General features: G+C 71.0%; 17 protein-coding genes. 9 read left to right on the forward strand and 8 right to left on the reverse strand.

Annotation, left to right across the window (positions count from 1 at the left end; genetic code table 11):
• Window positions 1–35: 35 nt before the first annotated feature.
• Window positions 36–1,448 carry a dTDP-4-dehydrorhamnose reductase gene (rfbD, locus tag WFJ17_RS05165; protein ID WP_336647847.1) on the reverse strand — a complete coding sequence of 471 codons (1,413 nt, stop codon included), beginning with the start codon at window positions 1,446–1,448 and terminating at the stop codon, window positions 36–38.
• Window positions 1,448–2,446: a dTDP-glucose 4,6-dehydratase gene (rfbB, locus tag WFJ17_RS05170; protein ID WP_292881358.1), complete on the reverse strand. Its 999-nt coding sequence runs from the start codon at window positions 2,444–2,446 to the stop codon at window positions 1,448–1,450. Before rfbB ends, rfbD begins: the two co-directional genes overlap by 1 nt.
• 92 nt (window positions 2,447–2,538) lie before the next feature.
• Here rfbB and rfbA point away from each other — a divergent pair, with 92 nt between their 5' ends.
• The 5 genes from rfbA to WFJ17_RS05195 all read left to right on the forward strand — a co-directional run bounded on the left by rfbA (window position 2,539) and on the right by WFJ17_RS05195 (window position 9,505).
• Window positions 2,539–3,408 carry a glucose-1-phosphate thymidylyltransferase RfbA gene (gene rfbA, locus WFJ17_RS05175; protein ID WP_251445107.1) on the forward strand — a complete coding sequence of 290 codons (870 nt, stop codon included), beginning with the start codon at window positions 2,539–2,541 and terminating at the stop codon, window positions 3,406–3,408.
• Between the two features lie 87 nt (window positions 3,409–3,495).
• Window positions 3,496–5,427 carry a rhamnan synthesis F family protein gene (locus WFJ17_RS05180; RefSeq protein WP_336647848.1) on the forward strand — a complete coding sequence of 644 codons (1,932 nt, stop codon included), beginning with the start codon at window positions 3,496–3,498 and terminating at the stop codon, window positions 5,425–5,427.
• Window positions 5,420–7,348: a rhamnan synthesis F family protein gene (locus WFJ17_RS05185; RefSeq protein WP_336647849.1), complete on the forward strand. Its 1,929-nt coding sequence runs from the start codon at window positions 5,420–5,422 to the stop codon at window positions 7,346–7,348. The genes WFJ17_RS05180 and WFJ17_RS05185 overlap by 8 nt, the downstream gene beginning before the upstream one ends.
• A gap of 52 nt (window positions 7,349–7,400) precedes the next feature.
• Complete coding sequence (locus tag WFJ17_RS05190) at window positions 7,401–8,315, forward strand: ABC transporter permease (RefSeq protein ID WP_251445098.1); 915 nt, start codon at window positions 7,401–7,403, stop codon at window positions 8,313–8,315.
• Window positions 8,315–9,505 (forward strand): ABC transporter ATP-binding protein, encoded by a 1,191-nt coding sequence (locus WFJ17_RS05195; protein ID WP_251445095.1) that lies wholly within the window; start codon window positions 8,315–8,317, stop codon window positions 9,503–9,505. The genes WFJ17_RS05190 and WFJ17_RS05195 overlap by 1 nt, the downstream gene beginning before the upstream one ends.
• A 9-nt stretch (window positions 9,506–9,514) precedes the next feature.
• On the opposite strand, the gene galE is transcribed toward WFJ17_RS05195, so the two are convergent.
• From galE to WFJ17_RS05210, 3 genes are all read right to left on the reverse strand, one after another.
• On the reverse strand, window positions 9,515–10,537 hold the full coding sequence (galE, locus tag WFJ17_RS05200) for a UDP-glucose 4-epimerase GalE (RefSeq protein WP_295034245.1): 1,023 nt from the start codon (window positions 10,535–10,537) through the stop codon (window positions 9,515–9,517).
• Between the two features lie 90 nt (window positions 10,538–10,627).
• Window positions 10,628–12,760, reverse strand: coding sequence for a glycosyltransferase (locus WFJ17_RS05205; RefSeq protein WP_336647850.1), 2,133 nt, complete (start codon window positions 12,758–12,760; stop codon window positions 10,628–10,630).
• A gap of 9 nt (window positions 12,761–12,769) precedes the next feature.
• Window positions 12,770–14,380 (reverse strand): DUF2142 domain-containing protein, encoded by a 1,611-nt coding sequence (locus tag WFJ17_RS05210; protein ID WP_336647851.1) that lies wholly within the window; start codon window positions 14,378–14,380, stop codon window positions 12,770–12,772.
• 208 nt (window positions 14,381–14,588) lie between these two features.
• Between WFJ17_RS05210 and WFJ17_RS05215 the strand changes: the two genes are divergently transcribed.
• From WFJ17_RS05215 to WFJ17_RS05225, 3 genes are read left to right on the forward strand one after another with little or no spacing between them, the layout of a single operon-like run.
• A complete protein-coding gene (locus WFJ17_RS05215; RefSeq protein WP_251445083.1) occupies window positions 14,589–15,488 on the forward strand; it encodes a glycosyltransferase family 2 protein in 900 nt (299 codons plus the stop codon).
• Window positions 15,485–17,311 (forward strand): glycosyltransferase, encoded by a 1,827-nt coding sequence (locus WFJ17_RS05220; RefSeq protein ID WP_336647852.1) that lies wholly within the window; start codon window positions 15,485–15,487, stop codon window positions 17,309–17,311. The genes WFJ17_RS05215 and WFJ17_RS05220 overlap by 4 nt, the downstream gene beginning before the upstream one ends.
• Window positions 17,308–18,531 (forward strand): lipopolysaccharide biosynthesis protein, encoded by a 1,224-nt coding sequence (locus tag WFJ17_RS05225; protein ID WP_251445077.1) that lies wholly within the window; start codon window positions 17,308–17,310, stop codon window positions 18,529–18,531. Before WFJ17_RS05220 ends, WFJ17_RS05225 begins: the two co-directional genes overlap by 4 nt.
• A 36-nt stretch (window positions 18,532–18,567) precedes the next feature.
• On the opposite strand, the gene WFJ17_RS05230 is transcribed toward WFJ17_RS05225, so the two are convergent.
• Both WFJ17_RS05230 and WFJ17_RS05235 read right to left on the reverse strand, forming a co-directional pair.
• Window positions 18,568–19,698 (reverse strand): glycosyltransferase family 4 protein, encoded by a 1,131-nt coding sequence (locus WFJ17_RS05230; protein ID WP_336647853.1) that lies wholly within the window; start codon window positions 19,696–19,698, stop codon window positions 18,568–18,570.
• A 91-nt stretch (window positions 19,699–19,789) separates the two neighbouring features.
• Entirely contained in the window at window positions 19,790–20,980 is a 1,191-nt protein-coding gene (locus WFJ17_RS05235; protein WP_251445072.1) for an RCC1 domain-containing protein, read from the reverse strand.
• Between the two features lie 259 nt (window positions 20,981–21,239).
• Here WFJ17_RS05235 and WFJ17_RS05240 point away from each other — a divergent pair, with 259 nt between their 5' ends.
• Entirely contained in the window at window positions 21,240–21,827 is a 588-nt protein-coding gene (locus tag WFJ17_RS05240) for a hypothetical protein (RefSeq protein WP_336647854.1), read from the forward strand.
• A gap of 15 nt (window positions 21,828–21,842) precedes the next feature.
• On the opposite strand, the gene WFJ17_RS05245 is transcribed toward WFJ17_RS05240, so the two are convergent.
• Window positions 21,843–23,042 (reverse strand): RCC1 domain-containing protein, encoded by a 1,200-nt coding sequence (locus WFJ17_RS05245; RefSeq protein ID WP_336647855.1) that lies wholly within the window; start codon window positions 23,040–23,042, stop codon window positions 21,843–21,845.
• Window positions 23,043–23,282 lie beyond the last annotated feature (240 nt).

A 23,282-nucleotide genomic window follows, 5' to 3' on the forward strand; every position in this document is an offset into this window, starting at 1 on the left:
CGGCGCCGGCGCGGTCTCGGGTGCCCGGCGCGGTCTCAGGCGCTCAGGTATCGAGCGAGCGCCGCGTCCTGATCGCTCGGCGAGAAGCCGGTGCCGGTGATCCGCGTCAGATCGAGGACGCTGTTGCGCGGCCGGGGCGAGACGGGGGCGCTCGCGGAGGCGAAGTACTCCTCCGTGCTCACGCCGGTGATCCGCGCGGGGTCGTGCCCGGTCGCGGAGAACACGCTGCGCGCGATGTCCGCCCAGGTGGCGGGCTCGCCGGACCCGGTGACGTTGTAGACGCCGTACGGCGCCTCCGTGCGCAGCAGGTGCGCGATGGCCCGGGCGATGTCATCCGTGAACGTCAGGCGGCCGGTCTGGTCGTCGACGACCTTCGGGTCGATGCCGCGCTCGGCGAGCGAGGCCATCGTGCGGACGAAGTTCTTGCCCTCGCCGATGACCCACGACGTGCGCAGGATGTAGTGCCGCGGGGCGGTCGCCGCGGCGATGTCGCCGGCGGCCTTGGACTGACCGTAGACCCCGAGCGGCGCCAGGGCGTCGTCCTCCCGATAGGGCCGGTCGGCCGTGCCGTCGAAGACGTAGTCGCTCGACACGTGCACGAGCGTGATGCCGTTCTCGGCCGCGATGCGGGCAAGGCGCGCAGGGCCCTCGGCGTTGGCGGTCCATGCGTCGCGACGACCCTCGGGGGTCTCCGCGAGGTCGACGGCCGTGTAGGCGCCGGCGTTGATGATCGTGCCGTAGTCGCGCCAGCGGCGCGCCGTGCCGAGCTGCGCGTCCGCCAGGTCGAGATCCGCGCGCGTCGCGTACTCGATGTGCGCCGCCTCGCCGAGTTCGGCGCGCAGGGCGAGGCCGAGCTGACCGTTCGCGCCCACCACGAGGATCTTGCGCGGCGCGATCGGGGTGACGTCCGCGAGACGCGGATGGTTCTTGTCCTTCTCGGAGATCTCGACGTCGGCGAGCGGGATCGGCCAGTCGATCGCGGCCGTCTCATCGGCGAGGTTCAGGAACGAGTAGCTCGCGTCCGGCGACCAGTGGTCGTTCACGAGGTAGGTGTACGCCGTGTCCGGTTCGAGCGTCTGGTACGAGTTGCCGACCCCGCGCGGCACGAAGATCGCACGCGAAGGATCCAGCTCGATCGTGAAGACGGTGCCGAAGCTCTCGCCCTCGCGCAGATCCACCCAGGCGCCGAAGATGCGTCCGGTCGCGACCGAGACCCACTTGTCCCAGGGCTCCGCATGGATGCCGCGCGTCGTGCCGACGGCGTCGTTGAACGAGATGTTGTTCTGCACCGGGCCGAAGTCCGCGAGGCCGAGCGCGGTCATCTTCTCGCGCTGCCAGTTCTCCTTGAACCATCCGCGCGCATCGCCGTGCACCGGCAGCTCGAGGACGATCATGCCCGGGATGGGCGTCTCGACGACCTGGAGCTGCTTGCCGAACTCGACGGTCATCACTGTCCCTTGGTGGCGTAGAAGGCCTCGGTGGCGTCCTTCGAGGGCGCCCACCAGGCCTCGTTGGCCCGGTACCAGTCGATGGTCGCGGCGAGCCCGGACTCGAAGTCGGCGTACTGCGGGGCCCAGCCGAGCTCGGTGCGGAGCTTGGTCGAGTCGATCGCGTAGCGCAGGTCGTGCCCGGCGCGATCGGTGACGTGGTCGTAGGCGTCGCGGGGCTGGCCCATCTGCTCGAGGATGAGCTCGACGACGTCCTTGTTGTTCCGCTCGCCGTCGGCGCCGATCAGGTAGGTCTCGCCGATGGCGCCCTTCTCCAGGATCGTCATCACGGCGGAGGAGTGATCGTTCGCGTGGATCCAGTCGCGCACGTTCTCGCCGGCGCCGTAGAGCTTGGGCCGGATGCCGCGGATCACGTTGGTGATCTGACGCGGGATGAACTTCTCCACGTGCTGGTAGGGGCCGTAGTTGTTCGAGCAGTTCGAGATCGTCGCACGCACGCCGAACGAGCGCACCCAGGCGCGCACGAGCAGATCGGATCCGGCCTTCGTCGACGAGTACGGGGAGGAGGGGTTGTACGGGGTGCTCTCGGTGAACCGCTCCGGGTCGTCGAGCTCGAGGTCGCCGTAGACCTCGTCCGTGGAGATGTGGTGGAACCGGCGGTCGTGCTTGCGGGCCGCTTCGAGCAGCGTGTACGTGCCGACGATGTTCGTGTCCAGGAACGGACGGGGGCTGTGCAGCGAGTTGTCGTTGTGCGACTCGGCCGCGTAGTGGACGACGGCGTCGGCGTCGGCGAACAGCGTGTCCACGAGCTCGGCATCGGTGATGTCGCCGTGCACGAAGGTCACCCGGTCGGCGGGGAGACCGTCGAGGGAGGCGCGGTTGCCGGCGTAGGTGAGCGCATCCAGCACGGTGACGTGGTGTTCGGTGTTCTCCACGACGTGGTGGACGAAGTTCGAACCGATGAAGCCGGCCCCGCCGGTGACGAGCAGTCTCTGCATGACTTCCAGGGTAGTGGGGCGTCGGGGCCGCACCGGTGCGGCAGCGGGGGCGAATTCCCAGGATGACGGGGCGGATGGGGGAGAATGGCTCCATGCGTGGAATCATCCTGGCCGGTGGCACCGGCTCCCGGCTGCACCCGATCACCCTCGGCACGTCGAAGCAGCTCGTCCCTGTCTACGACAAGCCGATGATCTACTACCCGCTGTCGACGCTCATCCTGGCGGGGATCCGCGACATCCTGCTGATCACCACGCCCCACGATGCAGAGGCGTTCGAGCGCCTCCTCGGCGACGGCTCGCGCTTCGGCGTCTCCATCACGTACAAGACGCAGCCCTCTCCGGACGGACTCGCGCAGGCGTTCATCCTCGGGGAGGAGCACGTCGGATCCGACTCGGCGGCCCTCGTGCTCGGCGACAACATCTTCTACGGCCAGGGGATGGGCACGCAGCTGCGTCAGTACACCGAGCTCGACGGCGGCGTCGTGTTCGGCTACTGGGTGGACGACGCGACCGCCTACGGCGTGGTCGAGTTCGACGATGCGGGACGGGTGGTCTCCCTCGAGGAGAAGCCGGCCCAGCCCAAGAGCAACTACGCCGTGCCGGGTCTCTACTTCTACGACAACGACGTGATCGAGATCGCGAAGAACCTGAAGCCCTCTCCGCGCGGCGAGCTCGAGATCACCGACGTGAACCGCGAGTACCTCGATCGCGGCAAGCTGCAGGTGCAGCTGCTCACCCGCGGCACGGCCTGGCTGGACACGGGGACCTTCGACTCCCTCGCCGAGGCGACCGACTTCATCCGCACCGTGGAGAAGCGACAGGGGCTCTCGATCGGCTGCCCGGAGGAGGTCGCCTGGCGCATGGGCTTCCTCACCGACGACGAGCTGCGCGAGCGTGCGGAGCCCCTCATCAAGAGCGGCTACGGCGCGTACCTGCTCAAGGCCCTCGCCCAGGGTCGCTGAACCGCCACGATCTAGGATGATCCGCGGTCGTCGTGCAGGACACGACGACCGGACGACCCGTGTTCTTATCCGGAGCTGATGCGCCTCATGACTTCCCTTCCCGTGCCGGTGGTTTTTCCTGTGGGTGGTCGTCGGTTGGTCGTGTATGTGGTGTGGGATCGGCGTGGGGGTGTGGAGGATTTCGTTCCTTTTGCTCTGGCGGGGTTGCGGGAGCAGGGGTCGCGGGTTCTGGTGGTGGTGAACGGTTCTCTGTCGGAGGAGGGTCGGGCCAAGCTGGAGCCGGTGTCGGATGAGATCCTGGTGCGTTCGAATGCGGGGTTCGACATCTGGGCGCACAAGGAGGCTCTGGATCATGTGGGGGAGTCGATCGCGGAGTTCGATGAGGTTCTGCTGACGAATGACACGTGGTTCGGTCCGGTGGGGTCGTTCGGTCCGGTGTTGGATCGGATGGCGGGGCGGCCGGTTCATTTCTGGGGCATGACGGATCATGTGCGGCAGGAGCCGAATCCGTTCACGGGGAAGGGTGTTCTTCCGTATCATCTGCAGTCGTTCTGGATCGCGGTGCGGCGGGAGATGTTCCTGTCGGAGGCGTGGCGGCGGTATTGGGCGGAGCTGCCGGAGATGCCGACGTATTTCGATGCGGTGCTCAAGCATGAGGCGGTGTTCACGGAGGTGTTCGCCGACGCCGGCTTCACCCACGACGTCGCCTACCCGGAGAGCGACTACCCGACCGAGCACCCTGCGCTGTTCAACGCCGATCTCCTCGTCGACGACGGCTGCCCGCTCGTCAAGCGCCGTCCGCTCTTCCACTATCCGCCGTTCCTCAACCGCCACGCGGTGAGCGGGCGCCGGGTGGTCTCGGCGATGGCCCGGCACGGCTACCCGGTCGACCTCGTCTGGCGCAACCTGGCGCGCAACGTCCAGCCCAAGGTGCTCAACACCGATGCCGGCATGCTTGAGGTCCTCTCCGACGAGGCGCGGGAGCCCGATCCGGAGCACCCGCCCCGCCTCGCCGCGGTGGCGCACCTGACCAAGACCGACGACGTCCCCCGCGTCATCGGCGCCCTGCGGGCGATCCCGCATCCGTTCGACCTGTACGTCACCCTGACCGACGCCAGAGCCGTCGAGGAGGTCGGCGCAGCCGTGGCAGGGCTCGACCTGACCGGGCTGGCCGCCGTCGATGTCCGCGTGGTCCCGCCGGAGGGGCGCGACATGAGCGCGCTGCTCATCGGCTGCCGGGACGTGCTCGCCGAAGACCGCTACGACCTGATCGTCAAGGTGCATGGTCGCACCCCGAGGCAGCGGTCCGCGAACGCGCGGCGCTACTTCTCCCGCTACCAGCTGGAGAACCTGCTGAACTCGCCCGGCTACGTCCGCAACGTGCTCGCGCTGTTCGCCAAGGAGCCGGGACTCGGCGTGGTCTACCCGCCGATGATGCACGTCGGCTACACCCTCCCGGGGCGTGCCTGGTCGTTCTACCTGCCCCGGGCGAAGCAGATCTGCGAGAGCCTCGGGATCCAGGTTCCGCTCGACGGCATCTCGCCCCTCGCGCCGTACGGCGGCATGTGGATCGGTCGGCCGCAGGCGATCCGGCGCCTGGTGGAGGCCGGATTCCGTCCCGCCGACTACGCGAAGCCGACCTCGAAGGCCGTACCGGCGCTCGCGAAGGTCATGGAGCGGCTCGTCTCCTATGCGGCCGGGGAGGACGGCTTCCACACCCGGACGGTGATCACCGGCGAGCACGCGGCGATCAGCCACACCTCGATGGAGTACAAGGTCGATCAGCTCGCCTCCACCACTCCCGGCTACCCGCTGGAGCAGATCCAGTTCCTGCACCGGGCCGGCTGGTTCGGGACGGGCGGTGCGGTGGCGATGCTGCGGATGTACATGAACATCAATCACCGTGACGTGGTGCTCCGTCTGCACCCGGTGCTGCACCCGATCGGGCGGTTCGCCCGATTCGGGCTGCGTACGGCCAAGGCCGCGGTGCGGACGGTCAAGGGGGGTCGCGATGACTGAGGCAGCCGTGCCGGTGGTTTTTCCTGTGGGTGGTCGTCGGTTGGTCGTGTATGTGGTGTGGGATCGGCGTGGGGGTGTGGAGGATTTCGTTCCTTTTGCTCTGGCGGGGTTGCGGGAGCAGGGGTCGCGGGTTCTGGTGGTGGTGAACGGTTCTCTGTCGGAGGAGGGTCGGGCCAAGCTGGAGCCGGTGTCGGATGAGATCCTGGTGCGTTCGAATGCGGGGTTCGACATCTGGGCGCACAAGGAGGCTCTGGATCATGTGGGGGAGTCGATCGCGGAGTTCGATGAGGTTCTGCTGACGAATGACACGTGGTTCGGTCCGGTGGGGTCGTTCGGTCCGGTGTTGGATCGGATGGCGGGGCGGCCGGTTCATTTCTGGGGCATGACGGATCATGTGCGGCAGGAGCCGAATCCGTTCACGGGGAAGGGTGTTCTTCCGTATCATCTGCAGTCGTTCTGGATCGCGGTGCGGCGGGAGATGTTCCTGTCGGAGGCGTGGCGGCGGTATTGGGCGGAGCTGCCGGAGATGCCGACGTATTTCGATGCGGTGCTCAAGCATGAGGCGGTGTTCACGGAGGTGTTCGCCGACGCCGGCTTCACCCACGACGTCGCCTACCCGGCCGCCGAGATCGGCACCAAGAACCCCTCGCTCTATCGGGCAGAGGCGCTGCTGGACGCGGGGTGCCCGATCCTGAAGCGGCGGCCCTTCCTGCAGTGGCCGCCCTACCTGGACCGCCATGCGGTCGTCGGCCGGTGGACGCTGGAGAAGGCGGCTGAGCTGGGGTATCCGATGGAGCTGTTCTGGCAGCACGCCGCGCGGACCATCCCCCCGAAGGATCTGAACACGGACGCGGCTGCGCTCGAGGTGCTGCCGGACGCCGACGTGTCCTACGACCCGGCGCACCCGCTGCGCACGGTCGTGCTCGCGCACATCTTCTACGTCGAGATGACGGACGAGATGCTCGATCGCGCCGATACGCTCCCCGGCGGCTACGACCTCGTCGTGACCACCCCTGATACCGATCGCGCCGAGGGCGTCCGCGAGGCGATCCGCCGCCGCGGGCACGCCAGGGGCGAGGTCGAGGTCCGGGTGCTGGAGTCGAACGACGGACGTGACCAGAGCGCGTTCCTCATCGCCTGCCGCGACGTGCTGCTCTCGGGCCGCTACGACCTCTTCGTGAAGATCCACTCGAAGAAGACACCGCAGGACGGGTTCAACATCGGGCGCCACTTCAAGGAGCAGCAGTTCCTCAACCTCCTCGACGGGCCGGGCTACACCGCCAACCTCGTCGCGCTGTTCCAGCGCGAGCCGGGGCTCGGGCTCGTCTTCCCCCCGATGATCCACATCGGCTACCCCACGCTGGGCCGGGGCTGGTCCGTGAACAAGGAGGGCGCCCAGGCTCTCTGCGATGAGCTCGGCATCCGCGTCCCGCTCGACGACGTGTCGCCGCTCGCGCCGTTCGGATCCATGTACATCGGTCGTCCCGAGGCTCTGCGGATCCTGCTCGAGCACGATTGGACCTTCGCCGACTTCGGCGGGGCGGAGGCGTATCGCGACGGCGGCCTCGCGCACATCCTCGAGCGGCTGCCGGTGTACGCGGCGGGGGAGCTCGGGTATCACGTGCGCACGGTCGCGACGGCGGAGTACATGGCGCTCAGCCACACGACGATGGACTTCCTGCTGGATGAGCTCTCGGCGACCACGCCCGGCTACGCCTACGAGCAGATCGAGCTCATCCGCAAGGCCGGGTTCGTCGGTACCGGATCGGCGCGCGACTTTGCGAGAATGTACATGCGCGTCAACTTTCCCGGAACCGGCGCGCGGTTGCGCAGCGTCATGGCCTCACCGAGCATCGTCGGCAAGGTCGCCCGAGCGGTCAGGAGACCGCGGACGGCCCTGCGGCGGGTCCTCGGTCGATGATGACCGTGCCGGATCCGCAACCGCAGCCCTCTGAGACGGGAATCACGGAAGTATGAGCACATTGGACACGACGGAAAGATTCGCGCGCGTCGCCGCCGAGCCGTTCTCCACGATCGACGCCCGCGGGCTGCGCGTCCGCGGCGGCAAGATCCGCGAGATCATCTCGCGCCGCCAGCTGCTGTTCCTCCTGGTCCGTCGCGACCTCCAGGCGCGCTACCGGGACAGCGTGCTCGGATTCCTCTGGACGGTGATCCGCCCGCTGATCCAGTTCCTGATGTACTACCTCGTGCTCGGGCAGTTCCTGCGCGCGGCGGAGGGGGTCCCGAACTTCGCGATCTACCTCTTCTCCGGACTCACGATCTTCGGCTTCTTCAGCGACATGGTGTTCGGCGCGACCGGATCCATCGTCGGCAACGCCGGGCTGGTGAAGAAGATCTACGTCCCGCGGGAGGTGTTCCCGCTCGCCAGCATCGGCGCGGCGGGATTCATGTTCCTCGTCCAGCTGCTCGTGCTGCTGGTCGCCGCGATCGGCTTCCGAGCGCTTCCGGCACCCGTGGAGATGCTCTGGTTCTTCCCGTCGCTGTTCGTGGTGATCGTCTACGGGGTCGCGATCGGCCTGCTGCTCGCCGCGCTGAACGTGTACCTGCGCGACATCCAGTACCTCACCGAGGTCGTGATGATGCTCGCGATGTGGGCGTCCCCGATCGTGTACTCGTACTCCATGGTCCGCAGCGCCCTGGAGCGCTTCCACCTGCCGACCTGGATCCTCGAGGTGTACGCGGCCAATCCCCTCACGATCGGCGTGCTGGGCTTCCACCGCGCCTTCTGGGGCGCGGGCACCGACGCCGACTATCCGGCGAACCTCGGACTCCGCATGCTGATCGCTGCCGTGATCGGCGTCGTCCTGCTCTGGGGGGCGCACCGTGCGTTCACCCGGATGCAGGGGAACTTCGCGCAGGAGCTGTGATGACCGACAACGACAACCGCCCCGACATCGTCCGCCTGAACGGCGTGGTGAAGGAGTTCCGCGTCCGCAAGGACAACAGCCTCAAGGACAGGATCGTCCACTTCGGCAGGCTCGGCGAGGAGCACCGCTCGACGTTCACGGCCGTCAGCGACGTGACGCTCGCGATCGAGGCCGGGACGACCGTGGGTCTGCTGGGTGCGAACGGATCCGGCAAGTCCACCCTGCTCAAGCTCATCGGCGGCATCGTCTCGCCGACCCGCGGCACCGTGCAGACCCGCGGGCGGATGGCGGCCCTGCTCGAACTCGGAGCCGGATTCCACCCCGACCTGAGCGGGCGGGAGAACGTCTACCTCAACGCCTCGCTGCTCGGGCTCAGCCGGGAGCAGATCACCGCGCGCTTCGACGACATCCTCGCCTTCAGCGGCATCGGCGAGTTCATCGACACCGCGGTCAAGTTCTATTCGTCCGGCATGTACGTCCGCCTCGCCTTCGCGGTCGCGGTGCACACGGATCCCGACATCCTCCTCGTCGACGAGGTCCTCGCCGTGGGCGACGAGGCCTTCCAGCGCAAGTGCATGGAGCGCATCGCGCAGTTCCGCCAGGAGGGACGCACCATCATCCTGGTCAGCCACGCCGCCAACCAGGTGCAGGAGCTCTGCGACCGCGGCATCGTCCTGAGCCACGGCGAGGTCGTCTTCGACGGGGACACCAACGAGGCCGTGCGGGCGCTGCGCAATGTGCTGGAAGGGCGCCGTGCGGACGAGGCCGCGCCGGACGAGACGCAGCACCCCATCCAGGTCAAGAGCATCGAGCTCCTCGACGCCGCCGGCGAGCCCACCTCCGAGATCGGGATCGATGATGCGCTCACCATCCGCATCAACGTCGACGGACTCCACCGGATCGAACGCTGGGAGGTCGGGTTCAGCATCGACACCCCGCTGGGGCAGATGGTGCTCGCCAGCAACACCGAGATGATCGGGGTCACCCTCGATCCGATCGACGGACCGCAGTCCGTCGACCTCACCATCGAGAGCGTGCACCTCGGCGAGGGGCAGTACTACGTGAACGCCAACGCGGCGGGCGTCAGCGAGCCGAGCTCGCACGGCCTGTCGCAGGGCATCATGTTCTCGGTGCGCGGCGGGGGTTCCAGCGTGGGCAGTGTCTCCGCCCGCGTCGCCCTCGCCGGCTGACCCCGGCGCTCAGCTCGCGGCGTCGTAGCCGTTCGGATTCGCGGACTGCCAGCGCCAGGCGTCCCGCGCCATCTCGGCGACGCCGCGGGACGCGCGCCAGCCGAGCTCCTCCGCGGCGCGCGTCGTGTCGGCCCAGGCCTGCGCGAGGTCGCCGTCGCGGCGGGGCAGCACGCGCGAGGGGATCGGACGCCCGGAGGCGGCCTCGAAGGCCGCGATGAGCTCGAGCACCGAGGTGGCCCGGCCCGTGCCCAGGTTCCAGGCGCGGACGCCCTCGTGGTCGCGCAGGTGCTCGAGCGCGGCGACGTGCCCTTCGGCGAGGTCGACGACGTGGATGTAATCGCGCTCCCCGGTGCCGTCCGCGGTGGCGTAGTCGTCGCCGAACACGCCCACCTCAGCGAGCCGGCCGACCGCGACCTGGGCGACGTAGGGCGCGAGATTGTTGGGGATCCCCCGGGGATCCTCCCCGATGAGGCCGCTCTCATGCGCGCCGATGGGGTTGAAGTAGCGCAGCAGGGCGATGCGCCAGCGCGGATCGGCCTGTGCGACGTCCGTGAGGACGCGCTCCAGCATCACCTTGGTCTCGCCGTAGGGGTTGGTGGAGCCGAGCAGGCCGCCGTCCTCCCGATACGGCGCCGGCTGGTGGTCGCCGTACACCGTCGCGGACGAGGAGAACACGAGGGTGCGCACATCGTGCCGGTCCATCGCCGCCAGGAGCGAGAACGTCGTCCCGAGGTTCTCGGAGTAGTAGCGCAGCGGCTGCGCCACGCTCTCGCCGACCGCCTTGAGCCCCGCGAAGTGGATCACGGCGTCGGGACGCTCGGCGGCGAAGACGGCGTCCAGCGCCTCGCGGTCGGCGACGTCCAGGCGGTGCACCGTCGCGTGCCGCCCCGTGATGCGGGCCACGCGCTCGAGGGATTCCGGGGAGCTGTTCGCGAAGTTGTCCACGACGATGACATCGTCGCCCCGCTCGAGGAGGGTGAGGACCGTGTGGGATCCGATGTAGCCGGCTCCGCCGGTGACGAGTACGCGCACAGATGCTCCCTGAAACTGGACGGCCCTGAAGCGGGACAGGTCCTTCGATGCTACTGGCTCGCGTCGCGGGACACGGAACGACCGATCGGGTCAGATGCGGGCAGCGGCGGCCATCACATCGTCGAGGAGCGTGCGCGCCCGCGCGTCGAAGGAGTGCTCGGCGCGGATCCGCTCGGATCGTTCCGCGATCTCCGCGTCCGTCCCGAAATGCGTGTCGAGCGGCGCCGCGGTGAGCTCGAGCAACGCCGGCACGTCGGCGTAGGTGCGCACCGCGGATCCGAACAGCTCGGCGATCCCGTCGACCTCGTCGCTGATCGCCCTGCCTCCCGCCGCGACCACGTCGAAGAGGCGGTTCGAGACGAACCCCTCGCGCTGCATGGCGGGCCAGTGGTCGTTGAGGACGGCGCCGGCGGCCTCGTAGACGGCCGGGAGACGGTCGTTGGCGATGTGCGTCGCGGCGATCGCCGAGCCGGGGATGTAACCGCGCCAGTCCGGGCCGTACACGCGGACCGGGCGGCCCGCCCGCACCGGTTCGACGACCGAGGGGCGGGCGATCCCCCGTGCCGTGCCGACGAAGACGAGGTCCGCGGTGCGCTGCAGCCCCTGCGGACGGAACCGGTGCGCGTCGGTGCACTGCAGAAGCGGCCGCACGGCAACGCCGAATCGCTCGGTCGCCCGGCGCGCCCACGGCGCCGAAGCCGCGTAGACCGTGTCGGCGTCGCGGACCTCCTCGGCGGTGACCTCGTCGGGGTGGCTGATGATCCACAGGAGGCGATGGGCGGCAGGCGGAAGCGCCAGCTCGTGCGGGCCCCGCAGGGACAGCACGACGTCGTCGAGGTCTCCCGTCGCCCGCGCGAGGGCGGGGCGCGCGTCCACGGCCGCGTACTGACCGAGCCGTTCCAGAGCGGCGGCGAGCGAGCGGGCGAAGTGCGTCTCGCCCCAGGACTCGCCACGCGGTCCGGCCGGCGCCCCGGTCTTGATGGCCCAGCGCAGCCGAGGCACCACGGTCCCGTCGGGGAGAGCGAAGGACTCGGGATGGCGGAGCATCCGCGGCACGTCGCCGGGGGGCGACAGGACGAGCCCGCGCCGGGCAGCCGGTGCGGGGGAGTCCTCGGCGTCCGCGGGCATCAGCGGGGGACGTGACGGCGCCCGGCCGCGCACCGCCGCCGCCGTGAGGGTGCGGGGCTCTCCGTCCCGTCCTGCCGTATAGGCGCGCACCGGTGCGTCGAGGGCCGCGACGGCGATCTCCGCCGCGGCGCCTTCGACGTCTTCGCGGGGGTGCCCGGACCAGGCGCGCCAGGGGCGCCCGTCGCGGACGAGGATGCCGGCGGACACGACCGTGCCGTCGGGTCCGAGCCAGATCGGCGCGACCGGGCCGCCGGAGGCCGAGACGAGTGCGTGCAGCGACGCGGCGTCGAGGTTCCCACCGGAGTCGCGTTCGATCACCCGGACCCCGGCGGCGACGGCGCCGGGGGAGTCGGAGATGCGCTCGGTCAGCACGATCCGAGGGTCGCCGAGCGCGAGTTGCGCGGCGAGGAGGCGCACGTCGGCGGGGGCGTCGCCGACCGCCAGCACGAGCCGCCGCGAGTCCCGGTCTGCGCCCTCCGCGTCGAGCACCTCGAGGGGGGCGCGCAGCGCCGCCGCATCCGCGTCGGCGGCGTCGAGGGTCCATCGCAGCACGAGGGATGCGCCGGTGAGGTCGACCGGCGACGCGTCGGCCGAGCCCTCCAACACGGACCGTGCGGCTGCGTGCAGGTCGGCCAGATCGACCCGTGCTCCGCCGCGGAGCGGGACGGACGCGCCCGCCTCCAGCGCGCGCCACGCCGATGCGAGCGGGGAGCCGGGGACGGCTGCGGAATCCGCGCGCGCGGCGTGCGCGGGGGCGTCCCAGGCGAGCGATGTGTCGATGCGTGCGGGGTCGGTCACCAGGTACGCGTACAGCGCGGGCACCCGCGCCGAGTCCGGGAGCTGCTCTGAGACGAGGCGCTCGGAGAACAGCGGATTCAGGCTCAGTCCCCGTCGGAAGCCGCCGGTGACATAGGCGCGGACCGCGCCGCGCGGCGAGACGGCCCTGCCCAGCTGCAGTGCGACGTACGCGACGTCGACGACCCGGGCGCGACGGATCGTCCGCGCCCACCAGAGCCGATCCGCCGCGCCGAGCAGCGGGCGCAGCACGGGCAGGGAGCGCGCGGCGCGCCAGAGTCGTCGCAGGCGGGTCAGCACCCCTGGAGTCTAGGCGGTCCGCGGCGACGACTCGGGCGACGCCGTGGCGGAGGCGGTGCCGGTCGCGTCGCGGGAGGCGCCGGGGGCGGCATCCGCAGAGGGGGCGACGGGGATGCTCCCGCCCGCGGAGCCGGAGGGCCCTGCGGGGGCGTCCGAGCGGGCGCGCAGCGCGGCGGAGCGCGCGAACACGGCCATGGTCACGGCGAAGGCGCCCGCGCCGATCACCCAGGTGATCAGCGGCGTGGGAGCCGAATGCCACCACCAGGCGACCTGGCCGCTCAGCCGCATCGTCCCCTGACCGGTGTAGCGGTGCATGTTGCCGTAGAGGGCCACCGCGTTCGCGACGCTGAGCAGCCCCGCGATCAACCAGACCTGGGGACCGGAGAGCAGGATGCCCGTGCGCTCCCGGCCGCCCGGCGCCTCGGAGGGCGCGAGGACCGTCGCGATGAGCAGGGTGAGCAACGGGAGGATGTAGCGCGGCTGCACCTCGTAGCCGACCACCACATTGCTCGAGACGAGGATGTAGAGCGGCACGATGAGGGCTGCGGCAGCGACGCCGAGGACGGCGACGAGCTTGCGCCAGCCCTGCCAGCGGAAGGCGACGAAGAGCACGCCGCACACGCTGAGCAGCGCCCCCGCCCAGACGACGGGCTGGAGCAGCGTGTCGAGCCAGCCCAGGCCCCAGCCGAGTCCGTAGATGCCCGCCCAGAGGTTGGGCATCGCGAGCAGGTTGGCGAGGATCAGGGCGGCCCGCGAGCTCGTCGCCGGCGTGTGCCCCATCCCGCCGATCGCGAGTCCGGTCTGGCCGGCTCCGAGGAAGGCCACCACGGCCAGCACGACCAGGGCGACGGGCAGGAGAGCGCGCAGGAAGAAGTCCCGCTCGCGGCGGAAGGAGAGCACCAGGGCCGCGCACACCGCCACCACGACATATGCCGCGCTGTCGCCCCGGGCGCCGAGTCCGAGCAGGGCGGACAGGACCGTGATCCCGCCGAGGGCGACCGCACGCCAGCCGCGGGATGCCAGGTAGCCGAGCATCGCGGGGAACATGATCGCCATCGAGATGATCGACCAGCTGCTCGGGTTGGCCGACGGGATGAGGAACATCGCCAGGGGCACGGCGGTCAGCGCCGCACCGGCGGAGAGGGTGAAGCGGAACCGACGGGGGAGCAGGCGCCAGGTGCCGACCATGAGCACGGAGAACAGGGCGGCGTTCACGAGCCGGATCGCGATCGTGGACGCCGCGACATTGTCACCCGCCAGGTGCGACATCCACCAGTAGAACCCCTGCGGGTACTGGTGGGAACCCGCATTGAGGCGATCCGTCTCCGCGAGGCGGAAGCCCTCGTCCAGGTATCCGGGACCCTGGCAGGACGCGTTGACCTCGGGATGGAACGCATAGCAGGTCGACTGGATGATCTTGTTCGGGACCTGCCAGTGCTTCGCGTCGGAGCCCGGCTCGCACAGTCCCTCCCGGACGCCGTCACCGCACCAGATGCTGGCGAGGTGGAAGTCGTCGTCGGGTGCGGCCCCGACCGGAGAGCTCAGCGACCAGGCGCCGAGGGAGAGGAACAGGGCGAGCCCGGCGAGGACGGTGGTCAGCAGTCGGGCGATAGGTGTCATGGTTCTTCTCGTTCCGGGAGGGCTCGGGCGGGAGAGCTGTGACGGACGAGTCATGGCGAGAGCGATGCCGATCACGGTGAGGGGTGCGCCTCCGCGACGATGATACCCGGCCCTCCGCCGCGGGTCTGGGAGGTTCTCGCTCGGAGTGCGCTGATACCCTCGGCTGGGGCTTCCCGCAGGCGTGGGACTTCCCGCAGGAGAGGTGAGCATGGATCCGACCGAGGCGCGCGTGGGGATCGTCGTCCGCACCAAGAACCGCCCGCAGCTCCTCGCCCGGGCGCTCGCGGACATCGCGGACCAGACCTATCAGGACTGGCGGGTCGAGGTGGTCGACGACGGCGGGGACGCGGCCGCCGTGGACCGGGTGCTCTCGGCTTTGCCGGACGCCGTGCGCGCGCGCGTCGGCGTCGTCCACCACGATGTCTCCCAGGGCCGTTCCGCTGCGGCCAACGCCGGGATCCGCCGGCTCGACACCGAGTACGCGGTGCTGCACGACGACGACGACCGCTGGGCACCGGGCTTCCTGGCGCGGACCGTCCGCTGGCTCGACGCCCACCCGGGTCATGTCGGCGTGGCGGTCCGGACGGAGATCGTCTACGAGGCCGAACGCGACGGGGCCTTCGTCGAGGTGGGCCGCGCGCCGTTCTGGCCGGGACTGCACCGCATCACCTATTCCGAGCTGCTCCGGGTCAACCGCTTCGTGCCGATCGCGTACCTCTACCGGCGCGCGGTGCACGACGAGGTCGGCTTCTACCGCGAGGACGTGCACGCGGCGGAGGACTGGGAGTTCAATCTCCGGGTGGCGGCGCTGCACCCGATCGGCTTCCTCGGCGAGGAGCCCCTGGCTTTCTGGCACCAGCGCGCGGGCGTCGAGGGGGAGCTCGGCAACAGCATGTTCGCGCTCGCCCAGGACCACGACGACTACGACATGATGGTGCGCGACGAGGCCCTTCGTGCGTACGTCGCCGAGCACGGCGCAGGTCTGCCGCTGTATCTCACCCGATTCCTCCAGGATGAGATCGCCCGTCAGCTCGACGAGCGCCGCTCGCTGGGCGAGCGCGCGACGGACATGGTTCGTCGCTGGCGTCGCGAACGGCGGATGCGATGACCGCCGGGAGGACCGTCCAGCGCGTCCTCTTCCCCTCGACGGGCGAGCAGGGCGACGTCCTCCCGCTGTACCTCGATGCGGGATCATCGCACGGCGTCGAGGTGCTCTCGCGGGAGTCGGTGCGCGTGCAGGCCGGGGGAGGTCTCTCGCTCGCGTCCTACTTCGGCGCGCTTCCGATCGGCGTCTGGGCCTCGGCCACCCCCGTGCGCCGGTTCCGTCTCGACCTCGTCGTGGAGGGGATCGCCGACGTGCGCCTGATCCGCACGGACTCCCGCGCCGAAAGGACCGTGGTGCAGACGATCGCCGGCGCGACCGGCGAAGTCGCCCTCCACGTCGAGATCCCGGAGGGGCAGGACCTCGGCTGGGCCTGGGCGGAGGTCGACGCCACCGAGGCCGTCATCGTGCGGGACGCGCGCTGGAGCGCGCCGGCGCCCGAGACCCCGGCCACCGGCGCCGTCTGCATCACGACGGTCAACCGCGAGCACGACTGCATCCAGGTGCTGCGCCGGCTCGCGGACGACGCCGAAGTCCGTGCCCGGCTCTCGGCGATCATCGTCGTCGATCAGGGATCCCGTCGCCTCCGCGACGCCGCGGGCTATGCGGAGGCCGCAGCCGCCCTGGACGGGCTCCTCGTCCTCATCGAGCAGGCCAATCTCGGGGGATCCGGCGGATTCAGCCGGGGCATGCTCGAGGCGCGGGAGCGCGCCACGCATGCGATCCTGCTCGACGACGACGTGCGCCTGGAGACCGACAGCATCCTGCGCATGCTCTCGCTGGCGGAGCAGTCTCCCACCGAGATCGTGGTCGGCGGGCAGATGCTGAGCCTCACCGAGCCCACCCTGCTGCACACGATGGGCGAGCGCGTCGACCGCGGGGCGTTCTGGTGGACGCCCGTGGACCCGGCCCTCGCGCCCGTCGACCTCGCGACCCATCCGCTCGCGACGACGCCCGCCCTGCACCGGGTGCACGAGGTCGATTTCAACGGCTGGTGGATGTGCGCCATCCCGACCGGGCTGATCCGTCGTGCGGGGGCCTCGCTGCCGCTGTTCCTGAAGTGGGACGACGCGGAGTACGGGCTGCGCAGCGCCGACGCAGGCGTTCGGACCGTCACGCTTCCCGGCGCCGCGCTCTGGCACATGCCGTGGACCGCGAAGGACGACGGACTGGACTGGCAGGCGTACTTCCAGCTCCGCGGGCGTCTGGTGACCGGGCTCGTGCACGGTGCCCGACGCCGCGGCAGCGGGATGCTGCTGTCGTCGCTCGCGCAGGACCTCAACCACGTGCTCTGCCTGCAGTACGGCTCGACCGCGGTCCGCAGTCGAGCGCTGCTCGACGTGCTGCAGGGGCCGGCGCACCTCGACCACACCCTGCGCGCCGGTCCGCGGCGCTCCCAGGAGATCCTCGAGCGGTTCGGTCAGACCGTCGTGACCGAGGCGGGAGCCCGGGGGCGTCCGGGAACGGGGCTCCCCGCACGCCCGGTCGGCCGGGCCGCGACGGTCGGCCGTCTCGCCGCCGTGCTCCTGCACCAGCTGCGCCGTCCTCGACCCGATGCCCCCGTCGCCCTCACCCGGGCGGAAGGACGATGGTGGATGCTCGGGCGGCTCGACGCCGCCACGGTCGACAGCGCCACGGGCACCGGCGTCTTCGTCGCCCGACGGGACCGCGGGATCGCGGGCCGCGCCGTGCGCCGGGCGATCGGACTCCGTGTGCGGCTCTGGCTCGCCTGGCCCTCCCTCTCGCGCGAGTATCGTACAGCGGCGCCCCGGCTCGCGTCGGCTGCGGCATGGCGCGCCCGCTTCGAGGACGCGGACGCCGCCTCGTGACCGCTGAGATCCCCGCGCCGACCGGAACCCGCGTCGCGCACGCGACCGGCTACCTCCTGGCGGCCAACGTCCTGCGCTACGTCGGTCCGCTGGGCATGCTGGTGCTCCTCGCCCAGTTCACGACGCCCGACACGGTCGGCGCCTACACGCTCTCGCTCGCGATCGTGACGCCGATGTTCGTCTTCGCGCAGCTGAGCCTGCGCACCGTCTACCTCACGATCAGGCCGCCGGTCCGGATCGCCGTGCTGCTCGGCGTCCAGGCGGCCGCGCTGCTGTTCGCCGCGATCGTGACCGGCATCATCGGCGGGGTCTTCCAGGCCGCGCTGCTGCCGCTGCTCGCCGCCGCGGCGCTCGGCAAGATCATGGACGCCTACGTCGACCTGCTCTCCGGCCCGCTGCAGGCGGCGGGCCGGGAGCGGCGGATCTTCTGGGCCAGCCTGGCGGTGGGGGCGGGATCGCTCGCGTTCGCGGCGGCGGGGCTGCTGGCGACGGGGTCGGTGGTGGTGAGCCTCGTCGCTCTCGCCGCGGGGACGCTCTGCGCCGCGCTTCCGTTCCTCTATCTGCCGGTGCGCCGCGCGGAGCGGGAGGCGGGCACCTGGTCGTGGCGCGCCGACGCGGACACCCGCGCCAGGGTGGTCCGCGCCGGTGTGCCGATGGGGGTCGCGATCGCGATCATGTCGCTCATGTCGGTCCTGCCGCAGTACGTCCTCGCGGGTGTGATCGGCCAGGCCGTCGCCGGACGGTTCGCGGTCATGCTGTACATGTACGCCGTGGCCGACATCGCGGGCATGAGCCTCGCACAGGCATGGATCCCCACCGGGCGGCGCTCGTACGAGACGGGCGAGCCCCGGCGCTGGCTGGCGCGTCCGGTGCTGCTGTGGACGGCGCTCTTCCTCCCCGCGACGGTGTTCGGCCTCTGGCTGGGCGCGATGCTGCTGCCCCTCCTCTTCGGCCCCGCCTTCGGGTTCGGCATCGCCGAGGCGGTCCCGCTCGGGTGTGCGATCGTGCTCCTGCCGTTCGCGCACTTCACCGCGATCACCGTGAGCATTCAGAACCGCTACACGCACGTGCTGGCGCTGAGCGCGGCGGCGGTCGTCGTCTCGGCGATCCTCTGCGCGGTCCTGATCCCGATCTGGGGGCTCGCCGGAGGCTTCTGGGCGCTCGCCGCCGCGATCGGAGTGCGCGGCATCGTGGCGCTCGTGTTCGTCCTGCGCCACTGACGAGGCGATGCCCACGCCCGGCGCGCGCTGCGCGGCTCAGAGCCGGTCGAGCTCCTGCACGTAGCGATCGGCCAGGTGGTCCCAGTCCCATGCGGCGAACTGCTCGTATCGGGGCTGGGGCGCCGGCCGTCCGAGCTCCTGCCGCGCGGCTGCGATGAGTGCCCCGGCGTCGCCCGAGGGGACGACCGCGACGCGGGCGTCGGGGATGGCGGCGAGCGCCGAAGCGATCCCGACCTCGTAGGTCACGAGGGCGGCGCCGGCCGCCAGTGCCTCGAGCTGGGTGAGCTGGAAGCCCTCGGCGGCGACGGAGGGGTTCACGTAGACCGCGCCGCGCAGCTTCTCCCGCACCGCGTCGGAGTCCCATCGTCCCGGCGTGTGCAGATCCTCCACGCCGCGCTCGGCGGCGTACGCCTGGGCGGCGTCCCGCTCGCCCGGGCCGATGAGCCACGCCTCGCCGCGCCAGCCGTCCGCGCGGCAGGCCGCGACGACATCGACGAAGGTGCGCCAGCCCTTCTCCTCGACGACGCGCCCGACGAAGACGAGGCGCCGTTCGTCTCCGACCGCCGGTGGCTGGCCCTCGTCCGGGAGCCACTGCCGCAGCGCGATGCCGTTGCCGAAGACGCCGGCGTCCACGCCGGACAGCTCCCGGACGAACTCCGCCGCCGCATCCGAGACGCCGAGGACGCGGTCCGCTCGGCGGAGCACCCTTCGTCCCATGGTCCGGTCGACGAGGCGGCTCGCCACGCGGACCAGCGGGGACGAGGTGACCACGAAACCGCCGCCGTGCTCGGTGTGGATGCTGGGCACCCCCTGCCGCCGCGCGAGCCGGATCCCCAGCCAGCTGAGCGGGAAGAAGCGGGTGTGGGTGGCGACATGCGTGATCGGCGTCTGTGCGCCTGCCGCCGAGCGGACGAAGGCGCGCCAGTCGCGGGCCGAGGGGAGGGCCATGATCGAGCGGAAGTCGTACGTGCGCGGCACCGGGACGACGCGCACGCCGGACGGCTCCGTCCATGCCTCGCGATCGCTGCCGAGATAGACGACCGTGACGGCCACACCGCGCGCGACCAGGAGAGGAAGGAGCGAGCGCAGATGCATCTCGACCCCGCCCTCGGTCTCGGCGTAGTTCGTCGTGACGACGAGGAGGTGTCGCTCGGGTAGTTCGGGCACTCTGCTGGCGCCTTTCATCCAGGTCGGCATCGGGCTTCTCGACTCTATCGGAGCCCGATGCCGGGCCCGGGGCGGCGGCGGAGGGCCGACGTCAGTCGATCGACACCGAGACGGGCTCGCGTCGATCCGTCGTGCTGCCGTCGCCGAGCTGTCCGGTGGTGTTGACGCCCCAGCAGGACACCCGATCCCGGGAGGAGAGCGTGCACACATGGAACCTGCCGACGGCGACGCCGGAGACCGGAGCGGGAATCTGCGGAACGGGAACGGGTCGCGGGGCGTCGATGTCGTCGGCGCCGGCGTCGCCCCAGCAGAGAACGCTCTGTTCGGAGGTCGTCGCGCAGGTGCGGGCATGACCCGCGGAGACGCTCTCAGCGCCGGTCAGCCCCGCGACGCGATTCGGTGCGGGGGAGGGGATGCGCGTGCCGTCGCCGCGTTCCCCGCCGGCGTTCGCGCCCCAGCAGAAGACGTCGCCGCGGGTCAGGGCGCAGGCATGGGTGTCGCCGGCCGTGATGGCGTCGAAACGCGCATCGGGCACGGGCACCTGCACGGGAACGGCCGACGAGGCGACGCCCGGGCCGCCCAGCTGGCCGTCGCCGTTCTCGCCCCAGCAGAACGCGCGTCCGCGATCGGTCACCGCGCAGGTGAATCCTGTGCCCGCGGATGCCGCCACCACGCCGCCGGGCAGGCCCTGCACGCGTCGGGGCTGCAGGACGGGATCCGTCGACGCGCGCGCCCCCAGTTCGCCCGCGGTGTTCGATCCCCAGCAGTAGAGGTCGGCGCCGACGAGCGCACAGGTGTGCGCGCGGCCGGCGGAGACCGCGGAGGCCCGTCCGGGAAGGCCCTGCACCGGCTGCGGGATGGGGTGCGTGGTCGTCGTCGCATCCCCGAGCTGACCCGAGGCGTTCGCGCCCCAGCACCAGACGGCGCCCGCGGCGGTCAGCGCGCACGCGTGCGTGCCGTCGCCCGCGGTGACGGCGACGGCACCGCTGACCCCCTGGACCGCGACGGGTCGCGGGTGCGGCGCGAAGGTGCCGTCCCCGAGCTGCCCGTCGTCGTTCGCGCCCCAGCACCGCACCGCACCGGCGTCCGTCACCGCACAGCTGAAGTCCGCGCCGGCGGCGATCGTCGAGCGGTACGGCGCGGGCGGCAGGTAGACGTAACGCGGAAGGACGATCACGGCGAGGATCACGGCGGCCGCCACGACGACGAGCGCCGACGCGGCGAGAAGGAGCCGCGGCCGCTCGCGGAGGCGGAGCGGGGGCGGGGGCTCCTCTGCGACCATGCGCACCATCCTTCGGTGTCCGGGCCTGCCTGACGCTATCAGCTGGGACGCGGTCTCAGGCGTAGCATCGACCACAGCAGCATGCCGAGGAAGGTGGTGCCGTCATGGAATCGTCGGAGATGGCCTCGCAGCGCGACGCAGGAGTGGATTTGGGAGCGATCGGCATCGGTGCAGGAATTCTTGTGGGGCCCGCGGGCATCGTGCTCGGAGCCCTCGGCTGCGACGTGCGGCGACTGCCGATCGACGTCGCCATGCGATCGTGGCGATCGTCGTCGGCGTGGCGCAGACGGTGGTCGTCATCCTCGCCGCGCTGGGCTGGAGCTGGGCGGCCGGACAGGCCGGGGCAGGTCCCTCGCCCTCCGGCGTGCCGCCGGAGATCGTGATCGACGGCCAGACGGTCGCGCCCACCTACAGCCCGAGGCCGACCCCGGTCTTCACACCGCCGCCCACCGCACCGGACGAGCCGCCGATCACGCTCGTGCCCGACACCGTACGGGGCGGTTACGAGGCGGGGGACGTCGCTCCCGACCCGGATGCCGACGACGCGGGCGCGGTGGATTCCGGCAGCACCACCTACACCGGGCCGCAGGGCGACATCGAGCTCCGGCGATCGGCGTGGGAGACGCCCGAGGACGCGGCGCAGTACGCCGAGACGCTTCAGGCGCAGGCCGCCGGAACGCTGCAGAAGTCGGGAACCGTGGGGGTTCCGCCCGACGGCCAGTACTGGTACTACGACGATGACGGCCAGAGCACGATGGTGTGGACCCAGGGCGTCACGGTGGGATACGCCACGGGAGCGGCGGCGGATCTGCAGATGTTCTATCTGGAGCTCGTCTCCGCCTCCTGATCGGGCTCGGCCCGTTCAGAATCCGACGACGCGCACGGGTGTGCCGCTGTCCTCCGCGGTACCCGTGCCGAGCTGTCCGGCGGAGTTCGCCCCCCAGCATTCGACCCGGGAACGGTCCCGGGCGATGGCGCAGGTGTGCATCCCGCCGACGCTGACCGAGCCGTAACCCGAGGTCAGCCCCGCCACGGCGGTCGGGGCCGTCGACGACGGGAACGGCGCGCCATCGGTCTCGCCGCCCCAGCACCGAACCGCCCCGGCCGAGGAGACGGCGCAGGACCGCCGGTACCCCGACGACACGGAGACGGCGTCCTCGATGCCCCGCACCGCGACGGGCCCGGAGCGGCGGCGCGTGTCGCCGACGCCGAGCTGGCCGCCGTCGTTCGCACCCCAGCACCAGACACGCCCGTTCGTGGCGACGGCGCAGGAATTCGTGTCCCCCGCCGCGATCTGGCCGAACCGTTCAGCGGGCGCGATCGGCTGCGGCCCCTCCTGCACGCCGCGTGGCGCACCGGCCTGGCCGTCGCCGCTGTCACCCCAGCAGCGTGCCCGTCCCCGGTCGGTGAGCGCACAGGTCAGGCTCGTCCCCGCCGACACGGCGACGGCGGTCCCGAGTCCGGATACCCGGGTCGGCACCGGCGTCGCATCGGTGCCCCCGATGCCGAGCTCGGCGCTGGCGTTGTACCCCCAGCAGTACACCTGCCCGGACGCGAGGGCGCAGGTGTGCTGACGACCGACGGCGATCGCCGTCACCGGGGACGGCAGGCCCTTGACCGTTCGGGGCGTCGGGCTGGAGGTGGTCGTGCCGTCGCCGAGCTGCCCGTCGTCGTTCGCGCCCCAGCACATCATCGAGCCGTCCTCGAGGAGTGCGCACACGTGCGATCCCGAGCCTGCGGACAGTGCGACGGCGCGGGATGCGCCGATGGCGGCGACCGGCGCAGGGCTGTCGGTGAACGTCCCGTCGCCGAGCTGCCCGGAGTCGTTCGCGCCCCAGCACTTCACCTCCTGCTCGGCGGTGATCGCGCAGGTGAAGCTGCCGCCTGCGGCGACGCTCGACTGATAGGGACTCGGCGCTGCATAGAAGAAGCGCGGGGCCACCAGGAACCCGGCCGCGACGAGGACGGCGACCGCCGGCACGAGGAGCCACAGCAGCCTCAGTCTCCGGGGTGTGCGCCGGCGCTCCCGGTCGCGGCGTGCGGGGATGGCGGACGTCGACACTGAACCTCCCAGGGCGGGATCGCCCCCGGGTTTCCGCTGGCGAAAAGTAACGATTGCATGACGGAGTGGCCCACTCGGTGCGCTTCTCGGCACTTGAGGCGAAATCCTACCTCGATCGCGTGCAACGATTTGTCATCGCGTGTGTGATTCTGGGGGCACGCATGGATTTCGCAGGGGAGATCATCAGGTATGTCGACTAGAAGCGCTGGGGCGCGAGTCGCCGAAAGGCCGGGAACGGCC

The organism is Microbacterium sp. MMO-10 (assembly GCF_037148715.1).
In the GTDB taxonomy this organism is placed as follows: domain Bacteria; phylum Actinomycetota; class Actinomycetes; order Actinomycetales; family Microbacteriaceae; genus Microbacterium.